The following is a 25,123-nucleotide window of genomic DNA, read 5'->3' as shown; positions in this document are numbered from 1 at the left end:
TTGAATCCTTTACTTGTCGTGTTGCCAGAGAGCCGATAAGCACGGCCACGTCAGAAATTCGGTTGAAGGAAGTTGCAAGCTTGCTCCGTTCAGCCCCGTACCAATGCCAACAGAGAGCATGCCGCAGGCGTTGATCGCATCAATACCCGCCTGAGCATCTTCTATGCCAATGCACTGTTGTGGGTCAGCGCCAAGGCCCGCACAGGCTGCCAGAAAAATCTCCGGATCCGGTTTCGAGCGAGAAATTAACGCGGCATCCGCACAGAAATCAAAATAAGATTTAAGATCAAGCGCTTGTAAAATCGCAGGGGCATTGAGCGACACAGAGGCCAGCCCCACCGGAATCCGTTCTTCCCGCAACGTCATCAGCAGCTCACGTATTCCCGGCAATACCGAGTTCACCGTCAACTGGCGCAAAGAATGGACATATAGTCTGTTTTTTCTCTCGGCCAATTGTGCGCAAACCTCAGGTGTAAACTCCCCCGCTTTCCCGCCATATTGCAAAATACGCTGTAGCGATTCGCCGCGACTAATCCCTTTCAGGCTGTCATTAAATGCCTCGTCAATCGCAATCCCTATTTCACCGGCTACCTGCAGCCAGGCGAGAAAATGCAGATGTGCAGTGTCGGTAATCACGCCATCTAAATCAAAAATGATGGCCTGTGGTTTGAGGATCATTCATCACCCCTTTCTGTGGTAGCGGTCCCATAAGTGGGCGAAATAATGGCGTCATTGCAGATAACTATCTCCCCCTGAAAAGAGATCTTTTCCCCTTTTACCCAAAGAGTAATCTGCTCGGCGCTGTTAATGCGGATTTCAGTTGCATTGATGGTTACCTGCAAATCGATACCCTGCCAGCGCAGTGGGAAAGACAGTGTTTGCCAATGTTCCGGTAATGCAGGGGCAAGATGTAACTCCCCATGGCGAACATTCACTCCGGCAAATCCCTGGATAGCGCCCAACCAGATTGCGCCCGTTGCCGCCGCATGAATACCATCATCGCAGCTGTGCGGGTCATCCCCGAGATCGATTAGCGAACCTTCGCGCCAAAACCGATACCCCTGAGCCGAATCACCACAACGCGCAGCCACAATCCCGTGAATCGCCTTACTCAAAGAGGAGTCGTGAATCGTACGTGGCTCGTAATAACGCAGGTTAGCCAGACAGGTTTGCGGGCTAAATTGCTCCGGCAACATGTAGGTCAGCATCACGACATCAGCCTGTTTGAGAATTTGCATCTCATTGACTTCTGCACGGGAGTAATCGAGCAAAATGGTCTGCTTGCCCGCTTTGGCTTTGTACTGCGACAGATCGATAACCGGTTTGTTCAGGAAGGTATCATCCTGAGGAAGCACGCCATCGGGCTGCACTTCCGGTCGCCAGAGATACTGTAAAAAATGCTCTGCGCGATGAATAAACGTGTCATCGCCACAGCCCAACCGACGGGCAAAACCCAGCGCCTGCTCTACGTTGTACCTAGCCATGTAGTTGGTGAACGCATTGTTGTTCACATGCTCAGTGTATTCATCCGGGCCAATCACATCGTGGATCTCTAAACGATCGTTGACCATGACAGCCCTGCTAATCCAGAACTTCGCCGTTTCCAGCAGCAGCGTCATGCCCTCACGGGTCATGAAGTTTAGATCCCCTGTGGCATGCCAGTAATTGATTACCGCCCAGGCAACATCCGCCACAAGGTGATGTTCAGCCTGTGCGGAGGCCACTTTTTGCCGCAGCCCGGTACGGATGTTGATCGCCGCGAATTCAGGCGTTTCCTCATCACCGCTGCGAGCGCTTTCCCACGGGAACAACGCGCCCTGCCAACCGTTACGGCGGGCTTTCTCACGCGCGCCCGGCAAATTATGCCAGCGGTAACGCAATAGACCTCTCGCGGTTTTCGGTTCGGTAAACAAGTGAAACGGTAACAAAAAGACCTCAGTATCCCAGAAGATGTGGCCTTTATACCCTTCACCCGTCAGACCTTTGGCCGCAATACTGCTTCGCTCATCATGGTCTGGGGTCATCACACGCAGATGATAGAGCGCATAGTCCAGCGCACGCTGATCGCTAATATCAGAGCTGGTAACCTGAACGCGACGAGTTTGCCACCAGGCATGCCAGTTGGCGCTCGACTCAGCCAACAGAGCGTCATATCCCTGTTGCGCGCATGCTTCAATGTTACGTAGCGACTGGCGTCCCCAGGTCTCAAGCGACAGGTTGCGTTCGCTCGTCCAGTCAACCCAACTCATTTTCGTCAGCGTGACGCGCTGCCCGGCTTGCGCCTGCACGGTGTTGTGTTGTAACAACCGACGTTCTTTCGCCGTGAAGCAGCGCTGCGCTGCGCCGTCGACGTCACAATATGAGGTGATCGCGATATCGTTGCGATTGTCCTGGGTTGTGTAAATGCCCTGCAGAAGATGCTGACCAAATACTCTAATCTGTGTTTCATCCAGATGCTGACGACCATGATTGGTGATCGTGGCATCAATACCGGTTGAGATACCAATGCTGGCATCGGCATCCAGTGGCGTTACGACCACTTCCATAGCAACCAGCGGCAGCTTCTGTGCCGAGACAAACCGCCGACTCTCAATAGCGAAACGCGCCCCGCCAGGTGCATGCCAGATAAGCGCACGGCGCAATTCCCCGCTGGCAAAATCCAGTTCGCGATGCCAGCTTTCAATCACGCCGCTGGTTAGCGAGAAAATCTCGCCATTAAGCGTGATCTCCACTCCGACTACATCGGGTAGATTAACCAGTTCATTAATTTCGCCTTTACCCGCACGGTGATACAACCCAGCCAGATACATGCCACGAGTCTGTAAGGTGTAAGCTTCCTCGTGGCTGGCGCGAATTCCCATATACCCGTTACCGGTCGTCATGAGTGACGCATATTTATTCAGGCTGTGTGGGCAAAAAGCCGGTTCAGTTAGCATTACTGGCTTCGTCATAAGTCTACGTAGGTCCCTGTTTCAGCCGATTGGTACAGTGCGGCAACCAGTTGTTGAATAACGACGCCCTGCTCTGCGTCAGCAATAGTGACAGGCTCGCCCTGGACATGGTTAACGAAGGCTTCCATGCTGCGATAATGACGGTTGTCATCAGCCATCTCGCGCGCAAGCAGCACGTCAAGCGTACCATCACGGTCGGTGTAAACCTGGGCCGGGAATAACGTCGCCCCCGCCAAATCGCCGCAGAAATTAACGTTCATAATCGATTGTTCAGGAATATTCAGCGCGAAAGAGGTTTCCAGGCGCAGGATACCGCCGTTATGAAATTCAATCGTGCCGAACAAAGAATCCTCCACGGTATATGTAGTGGGATCCCATTTCCCAAACTGACCGCTGTTTTTAATCGTGCCAATGCGTTGATAGCTGTGCGCGTTAACACGCTTTACCGCCGGGAACCCCAGCACATACATGGCGGCATCAAGCATATGAATACCGAGATCAATCAGCGGCCCGCCGCCCTGCAGTTCTTTGTTGGTAAACACTCCCCAGCCGGGCACGCCGCAGCGGCGCAAAGCGCGGACATTGGTGACATAGATTTCACCCAGAATACCGGCCATCACCTGCTCACGAAGCAGTTGCGTATCCAGCGCAAAACGATGATGAAAATCATAAGCCAGTACTTTTCCCACCCGACGCGCCGTTTTACACATTTCCAACGCCTCGTCTGGCGTCATTGCCGGAGGTTTCTCGCACATCACATGGCATCCAGCGTTCAATGCCAACATGGTGTGTTCATAATGAAAGCGATTGGGCGAGCAGATGCTGACGATATCTGGCTTAGCTTCGCGTAACATCGTTTGCGGATCGTCCCAAACCTGCGGATTACCGTATTTTTCTGCAAACAACCGCGCCTGTGACAGGCGGCTGTCGCAGACAGCCACCAGTTCCAGATCGTTGCGGGTGCAGTAGTACGAAGCATGAACTTTATCCGCCACCTGCCCGGCACCAATAATGGCGACACGTAACGGAGCGCTTGTCAGTGCACTTTTCACGGAAATCCTCTTAGCAAGTACGCAGCCAGGCCAGTGACTGACGATACGCTTCCGGCAGATTCTCTGCTCGTACGCGCCCTTCGTACACAACGTAGCCCTGATAATTATCTTCACGTAACTGGTCAAACAGTGCAGCGAAATCCAGCGTACCGCTTCCCGGCTGATAACGATGGTTATCCGCAATATGGACGTGACCCAGCAGATCGCGATTGTCGTGCAGCGCCTGTGCCATATCGTCTTCTTCGATATTCATATGGTAAAAATCACCAATGATTTGCACATGCTTTAGATTATTTTCCACGATATAGCGACGGGCATCCGCCAGGGTGTTGATCATATGATCCTGATAGCGGTTGAGCGGTTCCAGATACACCACCGTACCCGTACGCTGGGCAACTTTATCAAGATAAATCAATGAATCACTGATAGCTTTACGATCGCCTTCCTGGCTACGCGGAGAGGTCATCGGCGGTAGGCGGAAGGTAAACATGCCCCATGCAGCAGGTACAATAATGCCTTGTCCGCCAACTTCGGCCAGCGCTTCGAGAATGCGGGTAATCTGCCGCAACCCGTTTAAACGACGCTCTTCGATAAAATCACCGATCCAACCGTCATATCCTCCACAGGCAGTGGTAACAGGCAAACCTGTTTCTTTGATCGCCGCTTTTACTTCATCAAGGTTATTGACCAGCAACTTACCGTCAATTTCAAAACCGTCGAATCCCATCTCTTTGATGTAACGGAATTTCTCGAGAATATTTTCCGGGAAAAAAGCCTGATTCTGTGTTCCAATTTTCATCTTCTGCATTCCTTAATTAAAACGTCACACCCATTTTGATGCTCTTTTCCGGATGGCGATCGACATACTGCATATAGCTTTCCGGGCTGCTGGCGAAAGTCACTACCGGGTCGATCAGTTCTTCACAGTTCAGGTAACCGTTCATCAACAGTTCCCAGCAGGCCTCCTCAATACGCTTGCGGCTCCAGCGCGGATAATCTGGATTCGGTTCACTGCAGGCGCGAGAGAAGACAATTTTGGCGTTGTTGAAGTGCGCTTCACGCCCCAGGTTGAAACCTTCAGCAAAAGGTTTCGCGAAAGCGACATAGGAAATGGTTCCACCATAGGCCAGACCGCGTAACGCCGACTGCAGCGCATCTGCATAGCCACTGGTTTCGATGATCACATCCGCACCCTGTTTGCCGGTAAGCTTTTTAATTTCCATGCCCACGTCGGTGCCAATCGGATTCAGACAAAAATCAGCGCCATGGCGACGCGCGATATCGCAGCGATGGGCAATCGGATCCACACCAATAACCACTGACGCACCCGCTTTCTTAGCAAGTTGTACGGCGATCTGGCCAATTGCCCCTAACCCGACGATGACAACAAAGTCGCCGACGCGCACATTGGCATCGCGCACACCGCTCATGGCGAACTGTGCCGGGTCATAGCACACGGCATTTTTCCACGAACTGCCTTCAGGCATTTTGCGCAGTTTGTAGTTGTTCACCGCATTAAAAATAACCGTTTCAGCCAGAGGACCGTAGCCGCAAACTGAATCGCCAACGGCGTATTCGGTCACATCGCTGCCACACTCAATAACATCGCCCACCACCATATTGCCAAGCTGGAATTTACCGAATTCGATCCCGCGCGGTGCCCCTTCCGGACGCGGCATAAACATTTGCCATTCACCGTTAAAATCTTCGTCAATAAACGGGCTGGCAGCGCGAAAATCGACCACTTCCGTGCCATGTTTCGGCGCGCCAAATTTAACGCGAACTTTAACTTCATTGGCGGATACCGCTCTGTCTTCATATTCCACCAGCGCTGCAACGCGCGGTTCTGTGGCAACTAACTTCTTCATTTACAACTCCTTAATTAAACTGGCCGCTTAGCCTTTCACGCCGCCAGCGGTCAAACCACTTTTAATAAAACGTTCGGAAAGCGCATACATAATGACCACCGGCAATGCAGTGACTAACGATGCAGCCATCATGCGTCCCCAGATATAGTCAGGTGTACTGAACAGCGCGTTCAGACCGACCGGTAAGGTAAAATTGCTGGCGCTGGAAAGGAAAATCGAAGCAAACAGATAGTCATTCCACGCCACCATAAAGCAGTACACAAAGACCGAAACCAGACCAGACATTGCCAACGGCACGGTAATACGAAAGATGATCTGCAGACGGTTCAACCCATCCATCATCGCAGCTTCTTCGATCTCATCCGGAATGGTGTCGAAATAGCTTTTCAACATGAACACTGCGGTCGGCAGCGTCTGGGTGACCATAGTGATAATCAACGCCATTTCGGTGTCGTAGATGCCGAGTGCCGTAATGATCTTGAATAACGGCACCACCAGCAGGATCCCCGAAAACATGTACACCGTGTAAAAACTGGCATTGATGGTCATTCGTCCCTTAAAACGCAGGCGGGAAAGCGCATACGCCCCGAGCACGCCCAGAAATACCGCCACCACCGAAGAAGTCACCGATACCACCAGGCTATTACGGAAGTAGTCAACAAAGGGGAAAATCATCGGGTTGAAGATGTCGATGTAATGTTCCAGCGTCCATTGCTGCGGTAACAGCGTCGGATGCAGCGAAATCGCCTCTTTTGCGCTTTTAAATGAGGTCATCAGCATCACAAAAAATGGAAATAACGTGATGCCCAGGAAGACAATTAATCCACAGTAAAAGCCAATGCGGCCAAGCGTGCGCTTATTTGTTGCCATTGAGGTTCACCCGTTTTCTGGTCAGCAGGATAACAGCGAAAATGATGACGAAGAGGACAACAGAAATCGCGGCCGCTTTACCTAAGTCATTAAATGCAAACGCTGTTTTATAGAGATAGACCCCGAGAATATCGACTTTAGTGGTCAGCAGATAAACATCGGCGAACATATAAAACATCCAGATCGTACGCAGCGTGACTACGGTCGCCAGCACCGGCATGATCGCTGGCAGCGTGACGATGCGAAACCGTTGCCAGGCGTTCGCGCCATCCATTTCTGCCGCCTCATACAACGATTTATCAATAGTCTGTAAAATCGCCAGAAACGAGATAAAGGCATACGGGAAGTAGCGCCAGATGGCGAACAACACGACCAGCGCGAAGCTGCTACCGGGATTGTCGAACCACAGCGGAGCCTGATCGTAGAGATGCAACAGATCCACGCCGAGGTAGTTCACAATGCCGTAGCCGTTGTTGAACATGTATTTCCAGGCAAACACCAGCGAAATTGATGGCGTTACGTAAGAGAGGATGACCAGTGAGCGCGCAGTTTTCCGCAGACGAAACTCACGGTTAAAAAACATCGCCACTCCCAGCCCCAGCACCGTGCTCCCTGCCACAACCAGCGCGGTATACCAGACCGTCATCCACAGCGAATGCCAGAATCCGGGATCGGATAAGATACGGATATAGTTGCTCAGCCCGACAAACGTAGACTCAATTTGCGGATTAAGCGGCAAACGCATAAAGCTGATTTCGATGTTAGATATCATTGGCCACGCCACTAAACCGCCCAATAACAGCAAGCTGGGCGCCAGCAGCAGCATGGCAAATGGCATATCAGATCGACCTGAAAAGAACTTATTCATCACGGCTTTCCATTTCCCCATTAGCGCTGTTCAACGAGGTCATCCAGTTTTGTCTGGCTTGCCTTGATGGTCGATGAAAGGTCAGCTTTTCCTACCGTGACGTTGTGCACCATGGTACTCACGATGCCGGAGCCGGTTACGTCGCCCATGCGGGTAAAGTTCTTATCTCCGACGGCGCCAAAGACCTGAATATTTGGCAGTTCGGCAATCAGTTGATCGGGTAATTCACCCAGCGCTTTGATAACAGCGTTATCTTTCCACGTCGAAGTATTCACCACCGCTTTGTTGACCGGCAGCGCCGCCCCTGGCGACATCATGACCCAGTCCGCAATGTTGTCTGCCTGCTCCATAAAGGTGACAAATTTCTCTGCTGCTTCTGTTTCTTCGGTTTTTTGACCTGCGGTAATGGTCAGCGACGTCAGCATGCCGTAAACAGCGGAATTTTTTTCCGTCGGCACCATAAAGCCAACATTTTTAGGATCGCCCTCTTTGATCACCGCCGGGAGGATATAGGTGGAATAAATCGCCATTGGCGCCGTGCCGTTCATGAAAGCATCTTTGACTTCCATGATGTCGTTCGAGCCAGGCATAGTGTTCATGGCAAGTTGGCGGTAATACTGCAACGCCTGCGCCATTTCAGGTGTGTCGAGCGTAATCTTTCCCTGCGCATCAAAAACGTTGGCCTGGTTAGAGAGCGCAAACTGGGAGAATGACTGTTCGGTCAAAACGCTTTCTGCCGTCGGCAGCGCAATGCCGTATTTCTTACTGCCAGGATTGTTGAGCTTCTGCGCCACGTTTAGCAATTGCTGCCAGTCTTTTGGCTCTTCCAGTCCGGCTTTTGCCAGCACATCTTTGCGGTACCAGATCCCGCCAATCCAGGCGCTGACCGGAACCCCGGTCCATGCACTACCGTCTTCAGTGCGTACAATACGCAGGACACCATCATAAAAAGTACCCTCACCTACACCGTTGATGACCTGCGCTACCGCTTTACGGTCGATGAGGGATTCTTTATCCATAACTTTCGCGTAGTCATGGCTGGTTTCAATGACTTCAGGTAGTGAACCGCTGCGCGCCAGGGTGATGACCTTGGTGTTGTAAGCATCTTCTTCCACAGGAACCTGTTTGACGCTGATGCCCGGGTTTTCTTTTTCAAAACGCTCAATCAGTTTTGCAATGACCGCCTGCCGCTCCTGCTCAACAGAAGAGTGCATAAATTCAATCGCGACAGAGGACTTTTTATCATCCTTACACCCGGAAACCAGGGCGCAGGAAACCAGTGCTGAAATCAGCACAATTTTAGCTTTAAGCATGAAATGTTCCTTTTTATTACTTAACCCACATGACCTGCCAGGCGTACAACGTTAATTCCTTACCGGAAATAGTTTTACCGCCAATCAAATCAACTCCATTTTCTATATCAATACGAATGGTTTGAGTATGACCGCTGACATTAAATAACCCGGTAATTTCCTCACCTGTTTCCGCAGTACGTTTAATTTGCATTACGGCTGGTGTAATACTGTTAATTTGAAAATCACTATCAGGATGAAATGCTTTATTATTACGACGTATTACAATTAGCCGGGATAACTCATGATAAATAGCGTGACGCAAACTGGTTTCATCTGCCAGCTCCGCTTCTATTTGTCTCACCTGATATTTTTTGCGGTTGATCGCGCGGTTATAACCGAACGTCTCAACACCTTTATAATCATTGCGTGATCCAAGTATGCTTTGAATGTAAACCGCCGGCACGCCTGGAAAACTCAGCAAAATGGCATGTGCGAGAATAAAGCGAGAAAACCGTTCGGCATCGCTACAATTACCAGGGGTTAGCGCATCCATATATGTCACGTTAATTTCATACGGGCTGCGACTGCCATCAGGGTTATTTTTCCAGTTAACCAGCGCACCTTCCTGTTGTAGTTCTGTCACCAGCCGCATGATCTCGTCTTCAGGCAACAAACCGCGTAATGGGTTGAGACCAATGCCATCATGTGATGCGAGAAAATTAAACCAGGTTGTCTCACCAGACGGCAGCTCCAGTGATTGCGCCCACTGACACAATATCGACGTGTCCTGGCGTTGTACCGCATGCAGCACCAGCGGCGGCAGCGAGAACTGGTACACCATATGCGCTTCATCATGGCCATTACCGTAGTAGGACACGTTATCCTTATGCGGGACGTTGGTTTCGGTAATAATCGCCGTACCAGGCGCCGCGCAGTCAGCAATAGCGCGGAATAGTTTGATAAGCTGATGCGTTTTTTCCAGATGAATACAGCTCGTTCCAGGCTCTTTCCACATAAAGCCAACCGCATCCAGGCGAACATAATCTGCGCCCTGCTCAAGATAGCTCAGCAGCACATCGACCATCGCCAGTAACACCACCGGGTTGGCATAGTTGAGATCGATCTGGTCATCGCTGAACGTCGTCCATAAATGGCGCACGGTGTTATCTTTTAGCGTAAATGGTGTCAGTAACGGTAATGCGCGAGGACGTGTGACGTTGCTCAGGTCCGTATCAGGATCCATTGCAATAAAGAAATTTTCATAACCGTCAAGTTGTTGCAAATAATTATTAAACCACTCGCTTTTAGCTGACATATGGTTACAAACAAAATCAAACATCAGTCGACTGGACTCACCTAATTCCTTAATATCATTCCAGTCACCGGTTTCTTCGGCAACCTGATGGTAATTAATCACGGAAAAACCATCATCTGATGACCACGGATAAAATGGCAGAAGATGCACATGAGAAAATGTCGACTTAAGCCATTCATTATAAAACTGATTAAACGTCGGCAACGGTTTTTTACCAACCCCGTGGAATTGATCGGCGTAGGTAATAAGCACCACATCGCCCTCGTCCCAATGCGCTTTACGGATTTTTTTAATTAATCCCTGTGATTTCTCTAAACGTGCAAACAGCGCTTCATAGTGGCATGAAGTAAATGTATGACCATAAACTTCTGTCAGGCATTTTTGGATTTTTTGGTTCACCTTCGATTCTCGTGGTAGCGGTCCCATGAACCAAGAGACTACTCTGCGGGAAATAAGCTGTCAATTAGCAGAGGTGGTCTGGAGGGGGGTAAAAAAAGAATTTTGGCAGCCAAAAAATCGTATTTGTGAGCTGCCGCAAATTAACTGAGGGAATGTTGATTAATTGTTGCTTGCTTTTACTGATTCAAATATCAGGTTCGATTACCGGAATATCGTTTCGACAATTTTGCCGCGGCCCGACTCAACACCGGTTCCAGAACCAACGCCAGCAGCATTTTTAGCGGGCGTCGGGCGACGGATTTCACCGCCCACCCTGCTACCCCCGCCGGGCCGTAGCGAAGCGCCGTTAAAAGCACCAGCTTACCTGCTATTTTAAAGCCCGGCTTAACCCTTTGCCCGGCACGTTGCCAGCGATTGTTCATTTCTAACCTCACAATTGGCGGAAACGACTACGTAAGGAAAAAGTATCGGACGTCACATAGCGTTCCATTTCACGCAAACGCTTTTCACTAGCCGCCAGCTCGCGATCGACGGCATCCAACAGCTCACCGCTTGATGGCTGCTGCTCGCCGGAAACCACATTATCCGGCATCGGATCCAACACAAATGTCAGCACGATATAGGCGACGAAGGTGAAAAAGGCCAGACCAAAAAAGACTGACAGCACCACCAGGATCCGTACCAGCTTCACAGGCACATCGAGATAATGCGCAATACCCGCACAAACCCCCTTCACCATGCCCTGCTGCGGAATACGCCACAGTTTTTTGTTCAGATTAACGCCTCCCATTAGCGGTCCCTCCAGTTTGGATGTTCAGCATCAAGGATGTCTTCCAGCGCCTGAATGCGCTCACGCATCCGCTGTGCGTCGTCGTTGAGTTCGACCAGACGTTGCTGTTCACTTTGCGACAGTTCACCACGACTGGAACGGTTGCTGTAATGCAGCCAGAGCCAAATCGGTAAAACAAACAGCACAAAGATAGTTAACGGGATAGCCAGAAATAGCGCGCTCATGAGTACTCCTTACAGGTGATGAGCGGCGGCGCGATCGGGCACCGCCAGATGTTATTATTGCTTGTCTTGCTGCATTTTGGCTTTAAGTTGCGCCAGCTGCTCGCTGATTTCATCATCTGCTTTCAGGTCAGCAAATTGCTGATCCAGGGACTTCTGTTTACCGAAATTATGGCTTTCAGCCTCAGCTTCCATCTGATCGATACGACGTTCGAAAGATTCAAAGCGCGCCATCGCTTCATCAAGTTTACCGCTGTCCAGTTGACGACGAACATCACGTGAAGAACTCGCTGCCTGATGACGTAACATCAGCGCCTGCTGACGAGCACGGGTTTCACTGAGTTTATTTTCCAGCTCACCAATCTCTTTTTTCATACGCGCCAGCGTATCGTCAACCAGCGTGACTTCATGCTCCAGAGAGGCAATCAGGTCAGTCAATTTCTGTTTTTCGATTAACGCAGAACGCGCCAAATCTTCTTTCTCTTTGCGCAGCGCCAGCTCAGCTTTTTCTTGCCACTCTGCCTGTTGCGCGCTGGCCTGTTCGATACGACGAGATAATTGTTTCTTTTCTGCCAGAGCGCGTGCGGAGTTTGAACGCACCTCAACCAGCGTATCTTCCATTTCCTGGATCATTAACCGCACCAGCTTCTGCGGATCTTCAGCCTTTTCCAGCAACGCATTAATGTTGGCGTTCACGATGTCGGCAAAACGAGAAAAAATACCCATAATGTAATCCTCACTTACTGTTCTGATATCGGGCTATGCCCTGCTGATTTCGTAATGCACTTGGCGTGCCAACTTTTTATCTAATTGATTTTAATAATTATATCTAATTTTACCTGGCGAGAGAATTAGGGTAAATTGGTGAATAACACTAACAAATGGTGAATTTCATCATGGCAGGATACAAAGATAATCTTCTGGGTGAAGCAAACAGCTTTATTGAAGTGCTGGAGCAGGTTTCTCATCTGGCGCCGCTGGATAAGCCTGTCCTGGTTATCGGTGAGCGAGGTACTGGGAAAGAGCTTATTGCCAACCGCCTGCACTATCTCTCCACCCGTTGGCAAGGCCCGTTTATTTCACTTAACTGCGCAGCGCTCAACGAGAACTTGCTTGATTCCGAACTGTTTGGTCACGAAGCAGGTGCCTTTACCGGCGCTCAAAAACGCCATCCTGGACGTTTCGAACGCGCCGACGGCGGTACGCTGTTTCTCGATGAACTGGCAACCGCCCCGATGTTGGTGCAGGAAAAATTGCTGCGCGTTATTGAATATGGAGAGCTGGAACGTGTTGGCGGCAGCCAGCCGTTGCAGGTTAACGTACGACTTGTTTGTGCAACCAATGCCGACTTACCTCGCATGGTCAACGAAGGTACTTTTCGCGCGGACCTGCTGGATCGTCTGGCCTTTGACGTAGTGCAACTCCCACCGTTGCGCGAACGCCAAAGCGACATAATGTTAATGGCCGAGCATTTTGCTATTCAGATGTGCCGCGAGATCGGGTTACCACTGTTTCCAGGGTTTAGTGCCGAAGCCAGAGAAACGCTCCTCCACTACCGTTGGCCGGGCAATATTCGTGAACTGAAAAACGTCGTGGAGCGATCCGTTTATCGACATGGGACCAGTGATTACCCGCTGGATGAGATAATCATTGACCCCTTCCGCCGCCATGTTGTGGAATCTCAGGTGCAGGAAGCAAAACCAGCATCTGTAGCATTACCGCTGGATCTGCGTGAATTCCAACAACAACAAGAGAAAGACTTTCTACAAACCAGCTTACTGCTGGCTAAATTTAACCAGAAAAAAGCCGCTGAATTACTGGGTCTCACTTATCATCAGCTACGAGCCTTGCTGAAGAAACACCAGATCTAGCACGCATTTGCAAGTGTCATACTGGCGGGTTTGACGCATAACCTCATCTAAGCTACGCCAATTTTTCGAAAGTCGTGTTGGAAAAGTGTGAGCTGCGGGAGAACCGCTGGATGGGGACTCAGGTACTGGGTGCGACATTCAGTGGCTCAGATCTCTCCGGCGGCAAGTTTTCTACTTTCGACTGGCAAGCAGCAAACTTCGCACATTGCGATCTGACCAATTCGGAGTTAGGTGACTTAGATATTCGGGGTGTTGATTTACAAGGCGTTAAGTTAGACAACTACCAGGCATCGTTGCTCATGGAACTGCTCGGTATCGCTGTGATTGGTTAGCCCAGCGTTTACACCGGGAGATGCGTTTGACGATTTACTTTTAACCAGTACGACTCCTGGCAAGCATTGTGAAACGTTTTCTCCAGTGGACGAATATCCTGACCTGCCGCATCAACGACATGCCATCTAATGCTGCATTCTGGACAGGCATTTGATGAATATTTAACCAATTCATTTTCGCGAGAACAACGAATAACCACTCCCGAATCATGAAGCCATGTCTTATTTATAATCTCAACTTCAGCCATGTCATCCCGTTTACTGACATCCTCAATACAAATAACATTTTTGCCTATTTTTATAGCATTGACATAATCCGCTAAGTTGCTCATTTATTAAATATTCCCGTTGATTCGTACACTAACGCATTGTAATCGCTTACGCATTTTGTCACAGCGAGGAAACCGTAACAAATTACGCCAACTGTCCACATCCTGCACCGCGTTTATAACAAGTCAGATGGGGCATGAAAATGCTAAGATAGTTAACAGAGTAGATTCAAAGTGGATAGCAGGTATGAATTTTGACCATGACGCGGTGTTGAACTCGCGCTTATCGAACCTGTTGCTCCCAAAAACAAACGGTAATGGCAAATGTCATTAAGTATTAGTAAGATAGCCTCTTTATATAATCCATTAAAATTATGCGCCTGGTTTTATCATCTCTGATCGTGATGGCTGGATTTCTGAGTGGTCAGGCTGCTGCTGCGCCTGAGCAAGCTTCGCACGCTGATATCCGTGACAGTGGGTTTGTCTATTGCGTCAGCGGGCAGGTCAATACGTTCAACCCGCAAAAAACGAGCAGTGGTCTCATCGTCGACACGTTAGCGGCCCAATTGTATGACCGACTGCTTGATGTAGATCCCTACACCTATCGACTGGTGCCTGAGCTGGCTGAAAGCTGGGAGGTGCTGGATAACGGCGCAACCTACCGCTTCCATCTGCGTCGTGACGTACAGTTTCAAAAGACCGCCTGGTTCACTCCCACCCGCAGACTGAATGCAGACGATGTGGTGTTTACCTTCGAGCGCATCTTTGATCGCCACCATCCATGGCACAATGTGAACGGCAGCAATTTCCCCTACTTCGACAGCCTGCAGTTCGCCGATAACGTCCAAAGTGTGCGCAAACTGGACAACAACACCGTTGAATTCCGCTTAACTCAACCTGATGCCTCCTTTATGTGGCATCTTGCCACACACTATGCCTCCGTAATGTCGGCGGAATATGCGGCTAACCTGGCAAAACAGGATCGTCAGGAACTGCTCGACAGACAACCTGTCGGCACAGGACCGTACCAACTTTCGGAGAATCGTGCCGGCCAATATATTCGGTTGCAGCGGCATGAAAAATTCTGGCGCGGCACTCCTCTGATGCCGCAGGTGGTAGTGGACCTCGGTTCTGGCGGAACCGGACGGTTATCAAAGTTACTGACCGGCGAATGTGACGTTTTAGCCTGGCCTGCCGCCAGCCAGCTCAGCATATTGCGTGATGACCCTCGCCTGCGTCTGACGCTGCGCCCGGGGATGAACATAGCCTACCTGGCGTTCAACACCAATAAACCGCCGTTGAATAACCCTGCCGTGCGGCATGCGCTGGCGCTAGCGATCAACAACCAACGGTTAATGCAGTCTATCTACTACGGGACGGCAGAAACCGCGGCATCTATTTTGCCTCGCGCCTCGTGGGCTTATGATAACGAAGCTAAAATTACAGAGTACAACCCGGCAAAATCGCGCGAGCAGCTAAAAGCGCTGGGGCTGGAGAATCTGACGTTACAACTTTGGGTTCCTACCAGCTCTCAGGCCTGGAACCCCAGTCCGCTGAAAACCGCAGAGCTGATTCAGGCAGATATGGCTCAGGTGGGTGTGAAAGTGAAGATCATCCCGGTAGAAGGCCGTTTTCAGGAGGCAAGATTAATGGATATGAACCATGATCTGACGTTATCCGGCTGGGCGACGGACAGTAACGATCCTGACAGTTTTTTCCGGCCGTTGCTCAGCTGTGCCGCCATCAATTCGCAGACCAACTTTGCCCACTGGTGTAATCCGCAGTTTGACAGCATTCTGCGCAAAGCCCTCTCTTCGCAGCAGCTTTCATCGCGAATAGATGCCTATGACGAAGCGCAAAATATTCTAGCGCAAGAGTTACCGATCCTGCCGCTGGCCTCTTCACTGCGTCTACAGGCTTACCGCTACGACATCAAAGGGCTGGTGCTCAGTCCGTTCGGCAATTCCTCTTTTGCCGGGGTGTCCCGGGAAAAGAAAGATGAGGTGAAAAAACCATGATTATCTTCACCCTACGTCGATTTTTGTTGCTGCTGGTCACCCTGTTCTTTCTGACCTTTATTGGATTCAGCCTGAGCTACTTCACACCTCATGCGCCGTTACAGGGCGCATCGTTGTGGAACGCCTGGGTATTCTGGTTCAATGGTCTCATTCACTGGGATTTCGGCGTATCCAGTATCAACGGTCAGTTGATCTCAGAACAGCTGAAAGAGGTGTTCCCGGCCACAATGGAACTGTGCATTCTTGCCTTTGGTTTTGCACTAATGGTCGGGATCCCCGTTGGGATGCTGGCAGGCATCACGCGCAACAAATGGCAGGATCGTTGCATCAGCGCATTGGCTCTGATGGGGTTTTCTATCCCCGTTTTTTGGCTGGCTCTGCTGCTGACATTGCTCTTCTCACTGACCCTCGGCTGGTTACCCGTTTCCGGGCGTTTTGATCTTCTCTACGAGGTGAAACCCGTTACCGGTTTTGCCATTATTGATGCGTGGATCTCCGACTCACCCTGGCGCGATGAAATGCTGGTCAGCGCTATCCGTCATATGGTGCTCCCGGTGTTGACGCTTTCCGTCGCCCCTACTACCGAAGTTATTCGCCTGATGCGTATCAGCACCATCGAGGTCTTTGATCAAAACTACGTCAAAGCGGCAGCCACACGCGGTTTGTCACGCTTAACGATTCTGCGCCGTCACGTTCTGCACAACGCCCTCCCGCCGGTGATCCCGCGTCTGGGCTTACAGTTTTCCACCATGCTGACGCTGGCGATGATCACCGAGATGGTCTTTAGCTGGCCTGGTCTTGGTCGTTGGTTGATTAACGCGATTCGCCAGCAGGATTACGCGGCGATTTCAGCGGGCGTTATGGTGATTGGCTCACTGGTTATCATCGTCAACGTTATCTCTGATATTTTGGGTGCTATGGCTAACCCTCTGAAACATAAGGAATGGTATGCCTTACGATAGCGTCTATAGCGAAAAACGCCCGCCAGGTACGTTGCGCACCGCATGGCGCAATTTCTATGGTGATGCAACTGCGATGATCGGCCTGTATGGCTGCGCGGGATTGGCTGTTTTGTGTATTTTTGGTGGTTGGTTTGCCCCTTACGGCATCGATCAGCAATTTCTCGGCTATCAGCTTTTACCACCGTCATGGTCACGCTATGGCGAAGTCTCTTTCTTCCTCGGAACTGACGATCTGGGACGAGACGTTTTAAGTCGTCTGCTCAGCGGCGCGGCCCCGACCGTTGGAGGCGCGTTTGTCGTCACTCTTGCCGCCACACTGTGTGGCCTTGTATTGGGCGTAGTTGCCGGTGCGACGCACGGCTTGCGCTCCGCTGTGCTGAACCACATTCTGGACACCCTGCTGTCAATCCCTTCTCTGCTGCTGGCGATTATTGTGGTGGCCTTTGCCGGACCGCATCTGACACACGCCATGTTTGCCGTCTGGCTGGCTTTGCTACCGCGCATGGTGCGCTCCGTTTACAGCATGGTGCATGACGAGCTGGAGAAAGAATACGTCATTGCCGCTCGCCTGGATGGTGCAACCACACTGAATATTCTGTGGTTTGCCGTTCTGCCCAATATTACCGCCGGTCTGATTACTGAAATCACCCGCGCACTGTCGATGGCGATTCTGGATATCGCCGCGCTGGGTTTTCTCGACCTTGGCGCACAGCTGCCATCCCCGGAATGGGGGGCCATGCTCGGCGACGCGCTGGAGCTGATTTATGTCGCACCGTGGACGGTCATGCTGCCAGGCGCAGCAATTATGATAAGCGTGCTGCTGGTTAACCTACTGGGTGACGGCGTGCGCCGCGCAATTATTGCGGGGGTGGAATAATGCCATTACTGGATATCCGCAACCTGACGATAGAATTCAGAACCGGTGACGACTGGGTTAAGGCAGTTGATCGCGTCAGCATGACCCTCAACGAGGGTGAAATCCGCGGGCTGGTCGGCGAGTCTGGTTCCGGCAAAAGTCTGATCGCTAAGGCCATTTGCGGCGTCGCTAAAGATAACTGGCGCGTAACCGCAGACCGTATGCGTTTTGATGATATCGATCTGCTACGTCTTTCCGCGCGTGAACGACGCAAACTGGTCGGTCATAACGTCTCTATGATCTTTCAGGAGCCACAGTCATGTCTCGATCCGTCTGAGCGGATCGGACGGCAACTAATGCAAAATATTCCTGCCTGGACTTACAAGGGCCGCTGGTGGCAGCGCATCGGCTGGCGCAAACGCCGTGCGATTGAACTCTTACACCGCGTCGGGATAAAAGACCATAAAGATGCCATGCGCAGCTTCCCATATGAGCTAACCGACGGCGAATGCCAGAAGGTCATGATCGCTATCGCATTGGCGAATCAGCCGCGCTTGCTGATTGCCGATGAACCGACGAACGCGATGGAGCCAACCACCCAGGCGCAAATTTTCCGTCTGCTAACCCGTCTGAATCAAAACAGCAATACCACCATTTTGTTGATAAGCCATGACCTGCAAATGCTCAGCCAGTGGGCTGACAAAATCAACGTTATGTACTGCGGACAAACGGTGGAAACCGCGCCAAGTAAAGATTTGGTGACCATTCCGCATCATCCTTATACTCAAGCGTTGATTCGCGCTATTCCTGATTTTGGTAGCGCAATGCCGCACAAAAGCCGCCTGAATACCATGCCAGGAGCAATTCCATTGCTGGAACAATTACCCATCGGCTGTCGTCTGGGGCCACGCTGCCCTTATGCACAACGCGAATGTATTGAAACCCCAAGACTGACCGGAGCAAAGAATCATCTCTACGCCTGTCATTTCCCGCTGAACATGGAGAGAGAGTGAGATGGTAGAAACCCTGCTCGAAGTTCGTAATCTGAGCAAAACCTTTCGCTACCGGACAGGTTTATTTCGCCGCCAGACCGTGGAGGCCGTCAAGCCCCTGAGTTTCACCCTGCGCGAACGTCAGACGCTCGCCGTCATTGGTGAAAACGGTTCAGGGAAATCTACGCTGGCAAAAATGTTGGCGGGTATGATTGAACCTACCAGCGGTGAGCTGCTGATTGACGATCATCCGTTAAAATATGGTGATTATTCATTTCGTAGTCAGCGGATCCGTATGATTTTCCAGGATCCGTCAACATCGCTTAATCCTCGGCAACGTATCTCACAGATCCTCGATTTTCCACTACGTCTGAATACCGACCTCGAGCCTGAGCAGCGTCGTAAACAGATCGTGGAGACCATGCGCATGGTCGGACTGCTGCCGGATCACGTAAGCTATTACCCGCATATGTTAGCGCCGGGGCAAAAACAGCGTCTGGGCCTTGCCCGTGCGCTCATTTTACGACCCAAAGTCATTATCGCCGACGAAGCCCTGGCTTCTCTGGACATGTCGATGCGTTCGCAGCTCATCAATCTGATGCTGGAATTACAGGAAAAACAGGGGATTTCATATATCTATGTGACTCAGCATATTGGCATGATGAAGCACATCAGCGACCAGGTATTAGTCATGCATCAGGGCGAAGTTGTTGAGCGCGGCAGTACAGCGGACGTTCTGGCCTCCCCGTTGCATGAACTTACCCGTCGCCTGATTGCAGGTCATTTCGGCGAAGCGCTTACCGCCGACGCCTGGCGGAAAGATCGCTAACAAACGACTGCCCCCTCAACCGGGGGGCATTCTGCCATCAGTGACACAACGTAGGTAAGAGCAGCGTATCAACTTCGGTAAACGTGACTGACGGGTAAAGGGCACCCTGCATTGCCCAGACACCTGCAGCACTGGCCTCGTCGACAAGTTGTGCTGTTTCGACTCCCTTCACTACAACACGGTCGCAATATTCCCTGATATTTTTGATCAGCACCGGGAACATCGGTTTTTCTACCTGTTCCAGGAAGAAACCGCGATCCAGTTTAACAACGTCAAAATGACCGCAAACCAGCGGGCTGGCCCCTACGCTGCCGGAGCCAAGATCGCCTAACCACAATGCGTTTGGGCCGTCGCGAAGTGAATTAATCAACAGACTATTCAGGCACACGGTATTCGTCAGAAAACGTTCTGAAAGTTCCAGCGCAATAAATGGTAGTGCCTGTAAGGCCGACTTGATGGCTGGATCACCAATCGCCAACAGCGCCATTTCGTCAATGAGTTTCAGGGTACAAATAAGGCTGTTGCGCTCAAACCAGTCACGCTTTTCGGCAATTAATCGAATTTGCTCGAGCATGAAATTACGCTTTTGTTCGCTATCCCACGCTGAAATGATGAAATCTGGATGCAACGGTTGAACCGTATCTGAAGTAAACCGGGCGTTGATCTCTACGCCCAGTAATTTATCTGTTGTGTCTCTCATCGTTTCCGCGATGAAATGATAGTGCATAAGACCACTCCAATTGATCATAACATCATGATAATGCACTTCTAATCACAATCAATCAATAATATCGATCAATGTGTCGATATTGATCGATAAAAACAATATATCATAACAAGCTGAATATTGTCATATTTTTTGTTTTAAGAAAGTTCCTACCTTGCTATGTTTATTAACATCAGCTAGCAATGAAATAATACCATTTCAATGCCTTTGAAACCTTGCATTTTCTCTGATTCACCGACGTTAAATGCCTGAACGAAGCATAACCGGAGGGGAATGATATACTCCCACATGCAATGAAGTGACTGGTCACGTGAGGTTGATAACCATTCCTCAGGGAAAAGGCGTGGGATATAATTTCAGACCAATTTCGAGTGAGCTTAACGCGTCAATCATAATTCATTGATTGGTAAAAGATAAGTGTTAACAAAAAGGATTAAAGCCATGGGTTTTTTATCAGGTAAGCGTATTCTGGTGACAGGCCTTGCCAGTAAATTGTCTATCGCATGGGGAATCGCTCAGGCGATGCATCGCGAAGGTGCTGAACTGGCGTTCACCTACCAGAACGACAAGCTGAAAGGTCGTGTGGAAGAATTTGCAGCGCAATTAGGCTCCAACATTGTTTTGCAGTGTGATGTGGCTGAAGATGCCAGCATTGACGCCATGTTTGCTGGACTGAGCAAAACCTGGCCGAAATTCGACGGTTTCGTACACTCAATCGGCTTCGCACCTGCTGATCAGCTGGATGGCGATTATGTGAACGCAGTTACCCGCGAAGGATTTAAAATTGCGCATGACATTAGCGCTTACAGCTTTGTTGCGATGGCAAAAGCATGTCGTTCCATGCTAAACCCTGGCTCTGCGCTACTGACGTTGTCCTATCTGGGCGCAGAGCGTGCAATCCCTAACTATAACGTCATGGGCCTGGCGAAAGCCTCCCTGGAAGCGAACGTCCGTTATATGGCTAATGCGATGGGACCTGAAGGCGTGCGTGTGAATGCCATTTCCGCAGGTCCAATCCGTACACTCGCCGCCTCTGGCATTAAAGATTTCCGTAAAATGCTGGCGCACTGTGAAGCGGTTACACCGATTCGCCGCACCGTTACCATTGAAGATGTGGGTAACTCCGCAGCATTTCTGTGCTCCGATCTCTCTGCCGGTATCTCTGGTGAAGTCGTACACGTTGACGGTGGCTTCAGCATCGCCGCAATGAACGAGCTGGAACTTAAATAATCCTAAGACCTCGATGGGCGGTCTTGCACCGCCCATGACACTCCCCTCAGCCACCACATATGCCTTTCTGATATTTATTATCACGTAACAATCTTTCATCCCCTCATTTGCTTACGTCAGGATATTGCAGCGCAAACGATCCGGCGTAGTAGTATGACGACGAGTCCGGGTCGCCACTTTTAGACCAAGGAACGCCCATGGAACAACGCCGAATTGAAGGCAAAAGCCACTGGTATCATGAGACGCAATCCAGCACGTATCCGCAAGATGTTCTGCCGCTGGTCCCGGAAGCCGCTCATGTCGACGACAGTTTTTTACTGGATCTGGCATTACCTGATGACGCTCTTTCGCCCTTTCAATCCTGGTTAACCCCTGCCCGTAGACTTGCCCAGACGCTCTTCCCGGCTCATGTAAACCTGAATCAGATGCATACGTTCAGTGCCTATGAACGTATGAGTACAGCCCTGACCGTCGCTCAAGTGTATGGTGTGCAGCGATTGTGTAATCACTATGCCGCGCGTTTAACACCGCTTCCCGGTCCGGACTCCTCGCGGGAAAGTAACTATCGACTGGCGCAAATCACCCAATATGCTCGCCAACTTGCCAGCTCTCCTGCCGTGATAGGCGAACGCGACCGTCAGCATCTGGAAGCGGTCGGACTGACCACCAGCGATAATATTCTGATGAATCAAATCATCGGCTTCATCGGTTTTCAGGCCCGAACCGTGGCCCTGTTTCAGGCCTGGTCTGGTCATCCGGTACGCCGAATACCGGGGCTGGATATTCAGCAATTTGCTCACGCTTCGTTATTTAACGCCACAAAGACAACCTGGCATGCTGCACCATTCCCGATCGAAAAATATCCCCCCCATGCTGAGAATTCTGCCAGAGGATATCCCGATGAACTGCAAGCGTTGGTGCCATTATTGATACATTCACCGGTCATTTTAGATTTACTCACGACGCTGATTTCCTCTGTCCGGCGCAGCACTGTATCAGTACAGGAATTTTCACTGGCAGCGCTGGTGACGTCACGAATTAACGGCAGCGTGGCCTGCTTTAACGAGCAGGCGCATACAGCAAATGAATTAGTCGACGTTATCGCCCTGCTTCGCCTGGATGAACGTGAATTACAACGTTGGGAACAACGACATCCGGTTGAGCGCGTCACCCTACAGGCGGTACAATGGCTGACCCGGGCGCCCGACCGCTTTAGCACCGCACTGTTAACGTCTTTGTTCGATCAGGGAATCTCTTCAGAGCAGGCCATCAACCTGCTAGCCTGGAGTGGATTGTGCGGATGGTTGAATCGCTTGAAAATCGCGCTGGGCGACACTGATTAACCGATCCACTTACTGAAAGAGCGCTTGCTGCCACTGGCAGAATCGCGTAAAACTGTCAGCCGCTCTTTTAGCCACGAAAATAGACAATTATGCTTCAGGACAACCCGCTGCTAGCGCAGCTTAAACAGCAACTACATTCCCAGACGCCACGTGCTGAAGGGGTGGTAAAAGCCACGGAAAAAGGCTTTGGCTTCCTGGAAGTCGATGCACAAAAAAGCTATTTCATTCCACCGCCGCAGATGAAAAAAGTGATGCATGGCGACCGCATTGTTGCGGTTATCCATACAGAAAAAGATCGTGAGTCTGCAGAGCCGGAAGAACTGATCGAACCCTTCCTGACGCGCTTCGTGGGTAAAGTTCAGGGCAAAAATGATCGTCTGTCCATCGTGCCGGATCATCCGTTACTGAAAGATGCTATTCCTTGTCGTGCCACCCGTGGCGTTGAACATGAATTTAAAGAAGGCGACTGGGCAGTTGCAGAAATGCGCCGTCACCCGCTGAAAGGCGATCGCACCTTCTACGCCGAGTTAACCCAATTTATCACTTTTGCTGATGACCACTTTGTCCCGTGGTGGGTCACACTGGCACGCCATAATCTGGAAAAAGAAGCACCGGACGGCGTAGCAACCGAAATGCTGGACGAAGGCCTGGTTCGTGAAGATTTAACTGCCCTTAATTTCGTCACCATCGACAGCGCCAGCACCGAAGATATGGACGATGCGCTGTATGCTGAAGAACAAGCTGACGGCACGCTACAATTAACCGTCGCCATTGCCGACCCAACAGCCTGGATTGCAGAAGGCAGTAAGCTGGATAAAACGGCAAAAATTCGCGCGTTCACCAATTATTTACCGGGGTTCAATATCCCGATGTTGCCGCGTGAGCTGTCTGACGATCTTTGCTCTCTGCGCGCGAACGAAGTGCGCCCGGTTTTAGCTTGTCGTATGAGCATTACCGCCGATGGCGCGATTGAAGACAACATCACCTTTTTCGCTGCGACAATTGAGTCAAAAGCGAAGCTGGCCTATGACAATGTTTCCGACTGGCTGGAAGGTACAGGCGAGTGGCAACCAGAAAACGACGCGATTGCGGAACAGATCCGTCTGCTGCATCGTATTTGTCTGAGCCGAGGAGAGTGGCGCCATAACCACGCGCTGGTCTTTAAAGATCGCCCGGATTACCGTTTCGTTCTCGGTGAAAAAGGTGAAGTACTGGACATCGTCGCTGAACCACGTCGCATCGCAAACCGTATCGTGGAAGAATCCATGATTGCGGCAAATATTTGCGCCGCCCGTGTGCTTCGCGACAAGCTGGGCTTCGGTATTTATAACGTCCATATGGGATTCGACCCGGCCAACGCCGACGCTCTGGCCGCGCTGCTGAAAACCCACGGTATGCACGTCGATGCCGAAGAAGTCCTGACTCTGGAAGGTTTCTGCAAACTGCGCCGCGAACTGGATGCTCAGCCATCAGGCTTCCTCGACAGCCGAATTCGCCGCTTCCAGTCTTACGCTGAAATAAGTATTGAGCCAGGTCCACACTTTGGGCTGGGTCTGGAGGCATATGCCACCTGGACTTCCCCAATCCGTAAGTATGGCGATATGATCAACCACCGTCTGCTTAAGGCTGTCATCAAAGGCGAAACCATCGCCCGACCTCAGGATGATACCACCGTGCAAATGGCAGAACGTCGTCGCCTGAACCGGATGGCTGAGCGTGACGTGGGTGACTGGCTTTACGCCCGTTTCCTGAGTGATAAAGCCGGTACAGACACCCGCTTTGCGGCCGAGATCATTGACGTCAGCCGCGGTGGCATGCGCGTGCGCTTGGTTGATAATGGCGCTGTTGCATTTATTCCAGCACCGTTCCTGCACGCCGTTCGTGATGAACTGGTATGCAGCCAGGAAAGCGGCACCGTGCAAATTAAAGGTGAAGTGGTTTACAAAGTCACAGATGTGATTGACGTAACTATCGCTGAAGTACGGATGGAAACCCGCAGCGTTATCGCGCGTCCAGCCGCGTAACACGCATAAATCAAGCGACCTTTCTCATTTTTGAAAGGTCG

24 protein-coding genes and 1 pseudogene are annotated in these 25,123 nt (G+C 50.8%); 10 read left to right on the top strand and 15 right to left on the bottom strand.

The window, feature by feature from the left end; genetic code table 11:
* Positions 1–9: 9 nt before the first annotated feature.
* From pgmB to pspA, 13 genes are all read right to left on the bottom strand, one after another.
* Positions 10–678 (bottom strand): beta-phosphoglucomutase, encoded by a 669-nt coding sequence (gene pgmB / locus GUC46_RS11135; RefSeq protein WP_057101436.1) that lies wholly within the window; start codon positions 676–678, stop codon positions 10–12.
* Positions 675–2,951 (bottom strand): glycoside hydrolase family 65 protein, encoded by a 2,277-nt coding sequence (locus GUC46_RS11130; RefSeq protein ID WP_150115579.1) that lies wholly within the window; start codon positions 2,949–2,951, stop codon positions 675–677. Before GUC46_RS11130 ends, pgmB begins: the two co-directional genes overlap by 4 nt.
* Positions 2,948–4,003, bottom strand: a complete 1,056-nt coding sequence (locus GUC46_RS11125; RefSeq protein ID WP_046670758.1) for a Gfo/Idh/MocA family protein — start codon at positions 4,001–4,003, stop codon at positions 2,948–2,950. Before GUC46_RS11125 ends, GUC46_RS11130 begins: the two co-directional genes overlap by 4 nt.
* A 10-nt stretch (positions 4,004–4,013) precedes the next feature.
* Positions 4,014–4,802 (bottom strand): sugar phosphate isomerase/epimerase, encoded by a 789-nt coding sequence (locus GUC46_RS11120; RefSeq protein ID WP_044710889.1) that lies wholly within the window; start codon positions 4,800–4,802, stop codon positions 4,014–4,016.
* A 16-nt stretch (positions 4,803–4,818) separates the two neighbouring features.
* On the bottom strand, positions 4,819–5,871 hold the full coding sequence (locus GUC46_RS11115) for a zinc-binding alcohol dehydrogenase (RefSeq protein ID WP_160180190.1): 1,053 nt from the start codon (positions 5,869–5,871) through the stop codon (positions 4,819–4,821).
* A 27-nt stretch (positions 5,872–5,898) separates the two neighbouring features.
* Positions 5,899–6,741 (bottom strand): carbohydrate ABC transporter permease, encoded by an 843-nt coding sequence (locus tag GUC46_RS11110; RefSeq protein WP_003020474.1) that lies wholly within the window; start codon positions 6,739–6,741, stop codon positions 5,899–5,901.
* Positions 6,728–7,609 carry a carbohydrate ABC transporter permease gene (locus tag GUC46_RS11105; RefSeq protein WP_003840754.1) on the bottom strand — a complete coding sequence of 294 codons (882 nt, stop codon included), beginning with the start codon at positions 7,607–7,609 and terminating at the stop codon, positions 6,728–6,730. Before GUC46_RS11105 ends, GUC46_RS11110 begins: the two co-directional genes overlap by 14 nt.
* A 20-nt stretch (positions 7,610–7,629) precedes the next feature.
* Positions 7,630–8,922, bottom strand: coding sequence for an ABC transporter substrate-binding protein (locus tag GUC46_RS11100; RefSeq protein ID WP_003840753.1), 1,293 nt, complete (start codon positions 8,920–8,922; stop codon positions 7,630–7,632).
* A 16-nt stretch (positions 8,923–8,938) separates the two neighbouring features.
* Positions 8,939–10,645, bottom strand: a complete 1,707-nt coding sequence (locus GUC46_RS11095) for a sugar phosphorylase (protein WP_071698439.1) — start codon at positions 10,643–10,645, stop codon at positions 8,939–8,941.
* Between the two features lie 164 nt (positions 10,646–10,809).
* Positions 10,810–11,040, bottom strand: a complete 231-nt coding sequence (gene pspD, locus GUC46_RS11090; RefSeq protein WP_003020493.1) for a phage shock protein PspD — start codon at positions 11,038–11,040, stop codon at positions 10,810–10,812.
* Positions 11,041–11,048: 8 nt separating this feature from the next.
* Positions 11,049–11,408 carry an envelope stress response membrane protein PspC gene (pspC, locus tag GUC46_RS11085; RefSeq protein WP_003020497.1) on the bottom strand — a complete coding sequence of 120 codons (360 nt, stop codon included), beginning with the start codon at positions 11,406–11,408 and terminating at the stop codon, positions 11,049–11,051.
* Complete coding sequence (gene pspB / locus GUC46_RS11080; protein ID WP_003020509.1) at positions 11,408–11,632, bottom strand: envelope stress response membrane protein PspB; 225 nt, start codon at positions 11,630–11,632, stop codon at positions 11,408–11,410. The genes pspC and pspB overlap by 1 nt, the downstream gene beginning before the upstream one ends.
* Before the next feature lie 54 nt (positions 11,633–11,686).
* Positions 11,687–12,355: a phage shock protein PspA gene (gene pspA / locus GUC46_RS11075; RefSeq protein WP_003020532.1), complete on the bottom strand. Its 669-nt coding sequence runs from the start codon at positions 12,353–12,355 to the stop codon at positions 11,687–11,689.
* Between the two features lie 155 nt (positions 12,356–12,510).
* Between pspA and pspF the strand changes: the two genes are divergently transcribed.
* Both pspF and GUC46_RS11065 read left to right on the top strand, forming a co-directional pair.
* Complete coding sequence (pspF, locus tag GUC46_RS11070; RefSeq protein ID WP_176691736.1) at positions 12,511–13,500, top strand: phage shock protein operon transcriptional activator; 990 nt, start codon at positions 12,511–12,513, stop codon at positions 13,498–13,500.
* 44 nt (positions 13,501–13,544) lie between these two features.
* Positions 13,545–13,832: pseudogene (locus GUC46_RS11065) on the top strand (pentapeptide repeat-containing protein); the annotation flags it as partial.
* Between the two features lie 8 nt (positions 13,833–13,840).
* Here GUC46_RS11065 and GUC46_RS11060 read toward each other — a convergent pair.
* Positions 13,841–14,164: a hypothetical protein gene (locus tag GUC46_RS11060; RefSeq protein ID WP_003840736.1), complete on the bottom strand. Its 324-nt coding sequence runs from the start codon at positions 14,162–14,164 to the stop codon at positions 13,841–13,843.
* 311 nt (positions 14,165–14,475) lie between these two features.
* On the opposite strand from GUC46_RS11060, the gene sapA reads away from it, so the two are divergent.
* Genes sapA through sapF form a run of 5 tightly spaced genes read left to right on the top strand, consistent with a single transcriptional unit; the run spans position 14,476 to position 19,758 of the window.
* Positions 14,476–16,119, top strand: a complete 1,644-nt coding sequence (gene sapA / locus GUC46_RS11055; RefSeq protein WP_130714613.1) for an ABC transporter substrate-binding protein SapA — start codon at positions 14,476–14,478, stop codon at positions 16,117–16,119.
* Complete coding sequence (sapB, locus tag GUC46_RS11050; protein WP_003020545.1) at positions 16,116–17,081, top strand: peptide ABC transporter permease SapB; 966 nt, start codon at positions 16,116–16,118, stop codon at positions 17,079–17,081. The genes sapA and sapB overlap by 4 nt, the downstream gene beginning before the upstream one ends.
* Complete coding sequence (gene sapC, locus GUC46_RS11045) at positions 17,068–17,958, top strand: peptide ABC transporter permease SapC (RefSeq protein WP_003020550.1); 891 nt, start codon at positions 17,068–17,070, stop codon at positions 17,956–17,958. Before sapB ends, sapC begins: the two co-directional genes overlap by 14 nt.
* Positions 17,958–18,950 (top strand): peptide ABC transporter ATP-binding protein SapD, encoded by a 993-nt coding sequence (gene sapD / locus GUC46_RS11040; protein WP_003020556.1) that lies wholly within the window; start codon positions 17,958–17,960, stop codon positions 18,948–18,950. Before sapC ends, sapD begins: the two co-directional genes overlap by 1 nt.
* A 1-nt stretch (position 18,951) precedes the next feature.
* On the top strand, positions 18,952–19,758 hold the full coding sequence (gene sapF / locus GUC46_RS11035; protein ID WP_003020558.1) for a peptide ABC transporter ATP-binding protein SapF: 807 nt from the start codon (positions 18,952–18,954) through the stop codon (positions 19,756–19,758).
* 37 nt (positions 19,759–19,795) lie between these two features.
* On the opposite strand, the gene GUC46_RS11030 is transcribed toward sapF, so the two are convergent.
* Positions 19,796–20,485, bottom strand: a complete 690-nt coding sequence (locus tag GUC46_RS11030) for an EAL domain-containing protein (RefSeq protein ID WP_016150328.1) — start codon at positions 20,483–20,485, stop codon at positions 19,796–19,798.
* Positions 20,486–20,926: 441 nt separating this feature from the next.
* Here GUC46_RS11030 and fabI point away from each other — a divergent pair, with 441 nt between their 5' ends.
* From fabI to GUC46_RS11015, 3 genes are all read left to right on the top strand, one after another.
* The gene (gene fabI / locus GUC46_RS11025; RefSeq protein WP_130714612.1) at positions 20,927–21,715 is read left to right on the top strand and encodes an enoyl-ACP reductase FabI; all 789 of its coding nucleotides are present in this window, start codon (positions 20,927–20,929) and stop codon (positions 21,713–21,715) included.
* Between the two features lie 197 nt (positions 21,716–21,912).
* Positions 21,913–23,058: a carboxymuconolactone decarboxylase family protein gene (locus GUC46_RS11020; RefSeq protein WP_160180188.1), complete on the top strand. Its 1,146-nt coding sequence runs from the start codon at positions 21,913–21,915 to the stop codon at positions 23,056–23,058.
* A gap of 89 nt (positions 23,059–23,147) precedes the next feature.
* Positions 23,148–25,082 carry an exoribonuclease II gene (locus GUC46_RS11015; RefSeq protein WP_003840726.1) on the top strand — a complete coding sequence of 645 codons (1,935 nt, stop codon included), beginning with the start codon at positions 23,148–23,150 and terminating at the stop codon, positions 25,080–25,082.
* The last annotated feature ends 41 nt before the right edge of the window (positions 25,083–25,123 follow it).

This window comes from Citrobacter sp. LUTT5, assembly GCF_009905315.1.
GTDB lineage: Bacteria > Pseudomonadota > Gammaproteobacteria > Enterobacterales > Enterobacteriaceae > Citrobacter > Citrobacter freundii.
This window is presented reverse-complemented; position numbering and strand designations above follow the sequence as displayed.

Coding starts and splice junctions, on each gene's coding strand:
- pgmB (WP_057101436.1), bottom strand. CDS start 678: ATGATCCTCAAACCACAGGCCATCATTTTTGATTTAGATGGCGTGATT.
- GUC46_RS11130 (WP_150115579.1), bottom strand. CDS start 2,951: ATGACGAAGCCAGTAATGCTAACTGAACCGGCTTTTTGCCCACACAGC.
- GUC46_RS11120 (WP_044710889.1), bottom strand. CDS start 4,802: ATGAAAATTGGAACACAGAATCAGGCTTTTTTCCCGGAAAATATTCTC.
- GUC46_RS11115 (WP_160180190.1), bottom strand. CDS start 5,871: ATGAAGAAGTTAGTTGCCACAGAACCGCGCGTTGCAGCGCTGGTGGAA.
- GUC46_RS11110 (WP_003020474.1), bottom strand. CDS start 6,741: ATGGCAACAAATAAGCGCACGCTTGGCCGCATTGGCTTTTACTGTGGA.
- GUC46_RS11105 (WP_003840754.1), bottom strand. CDS start 7,609: ATGAATAAGTTCTTTTCAGGTCGATCTGATATGCCATTTGCCATGCTG.
- GUC46_RS11100 (WP_003840753.1), bottom strand. CDS start 8,922: ATGCTTAAAGCTAAAATTGTGCTGATTTCAGCACTGGTTTCCTGCGCC.
- GUC46_RS11095 (WP_071698439.1), bottom strand. CDS start 10,645: ATGGGACCGCTACCACGAGAATCGAAGGTGAACCAAAAAATCCAAAAA.
- pspD (WP_003020493.1), bottom strand. CDS start 11,040: ATGAACAATCGCTGGCAACGTGCCGGGCAAAGGGTTAAGCCGGGCTTT.
- pspC (WP_003020497.1), bottom strand. CDS start 11,408: ATGGGAGGCGTTAATCTGAACAAAAAACTGTGGCGTATTCCGCAGCAG.
- pspB (WP_003020509.1), bottom strand. CDS start 11,632: ATGAGCGCGCTATTTCTGGCTATCCCGTTAACTATCTTTGTGCTGTTT.
- pspA (WP_003020532.1), bottom strand. CDS start 12,355: ATGGGTATTTTTTCTCGTTTTGCCGACATCGTGAACGCCAACATTAAT.
- pspF (WP_176691736.1), top strand. CDS start 12,511: ATGGTGAATTTCATCATGGCAGGATACAAAGATAATCTTCTGGGTGAA.
- GUC46_RS11060 (WP_003840736.1), bottom strand. CDS start 14,164: ATGAGCAACTTAGCGGATTATGTCAATGCTATAAAAATAGGCAAAAAT.
- sapA (WP_130714613.1), top strand. CDS start 14,476: ATGCGCCTGGTTTTATCATCTCTGATCGTGATGGCTGGATTTCTGAGT.
- sapB (WP_003020545.1), top strand. CDS start 16,116: ATGATTATCTTCACCCTACGTCGATTTTTGTTGCTGCTGGTCACCCTG.
- sapC (WP_003020550.1), top strand. CDS start 17,068: ATGCCTTACGATAGCGTCTATAGCGAAAAACGCCCGCCAGGTACGTTG.
- sapD (WP_003020556.1), top strand. CDS start 17,958: ATGCCATTACTGGATATCCGCAACCTGACGATAGAATTCAGAACCGGT.
- sapF (WP_003020558.1), top strand. CDS start 18,952: ATGGTAGAAACCCTGCTCGAAGTTCGTAATCTGAGCAAAACCTTTCGC.
- GUC46_RS11030 (WP_016150328.1), bottom strand. CDS start 20,485: ATGCACTATCATTTCATCGCGGAAACGATGAGAGACACAACAGATAAA.
- fabI (WP_130714612.1), top strand. CDS start 20,927: ATGGGTTTTTTATCAGGTAAGCGTATTCTGGTGACAGGCCTTGCCAGT.
- GUC46_RS11020 (WP_160180188.1), top strand. CDS start 21,913: ATGGAACAACGCCGAATTGAAGGCAAAAGCCACTGGTATCATGAGACG.
- GUC46_RS11015 (WP_003840726.1), top strand. CDS start 23,148: ATGCTTCAGGACAACCCGCTGCTAGCGCAGCTTAAACAGCAACTACAT.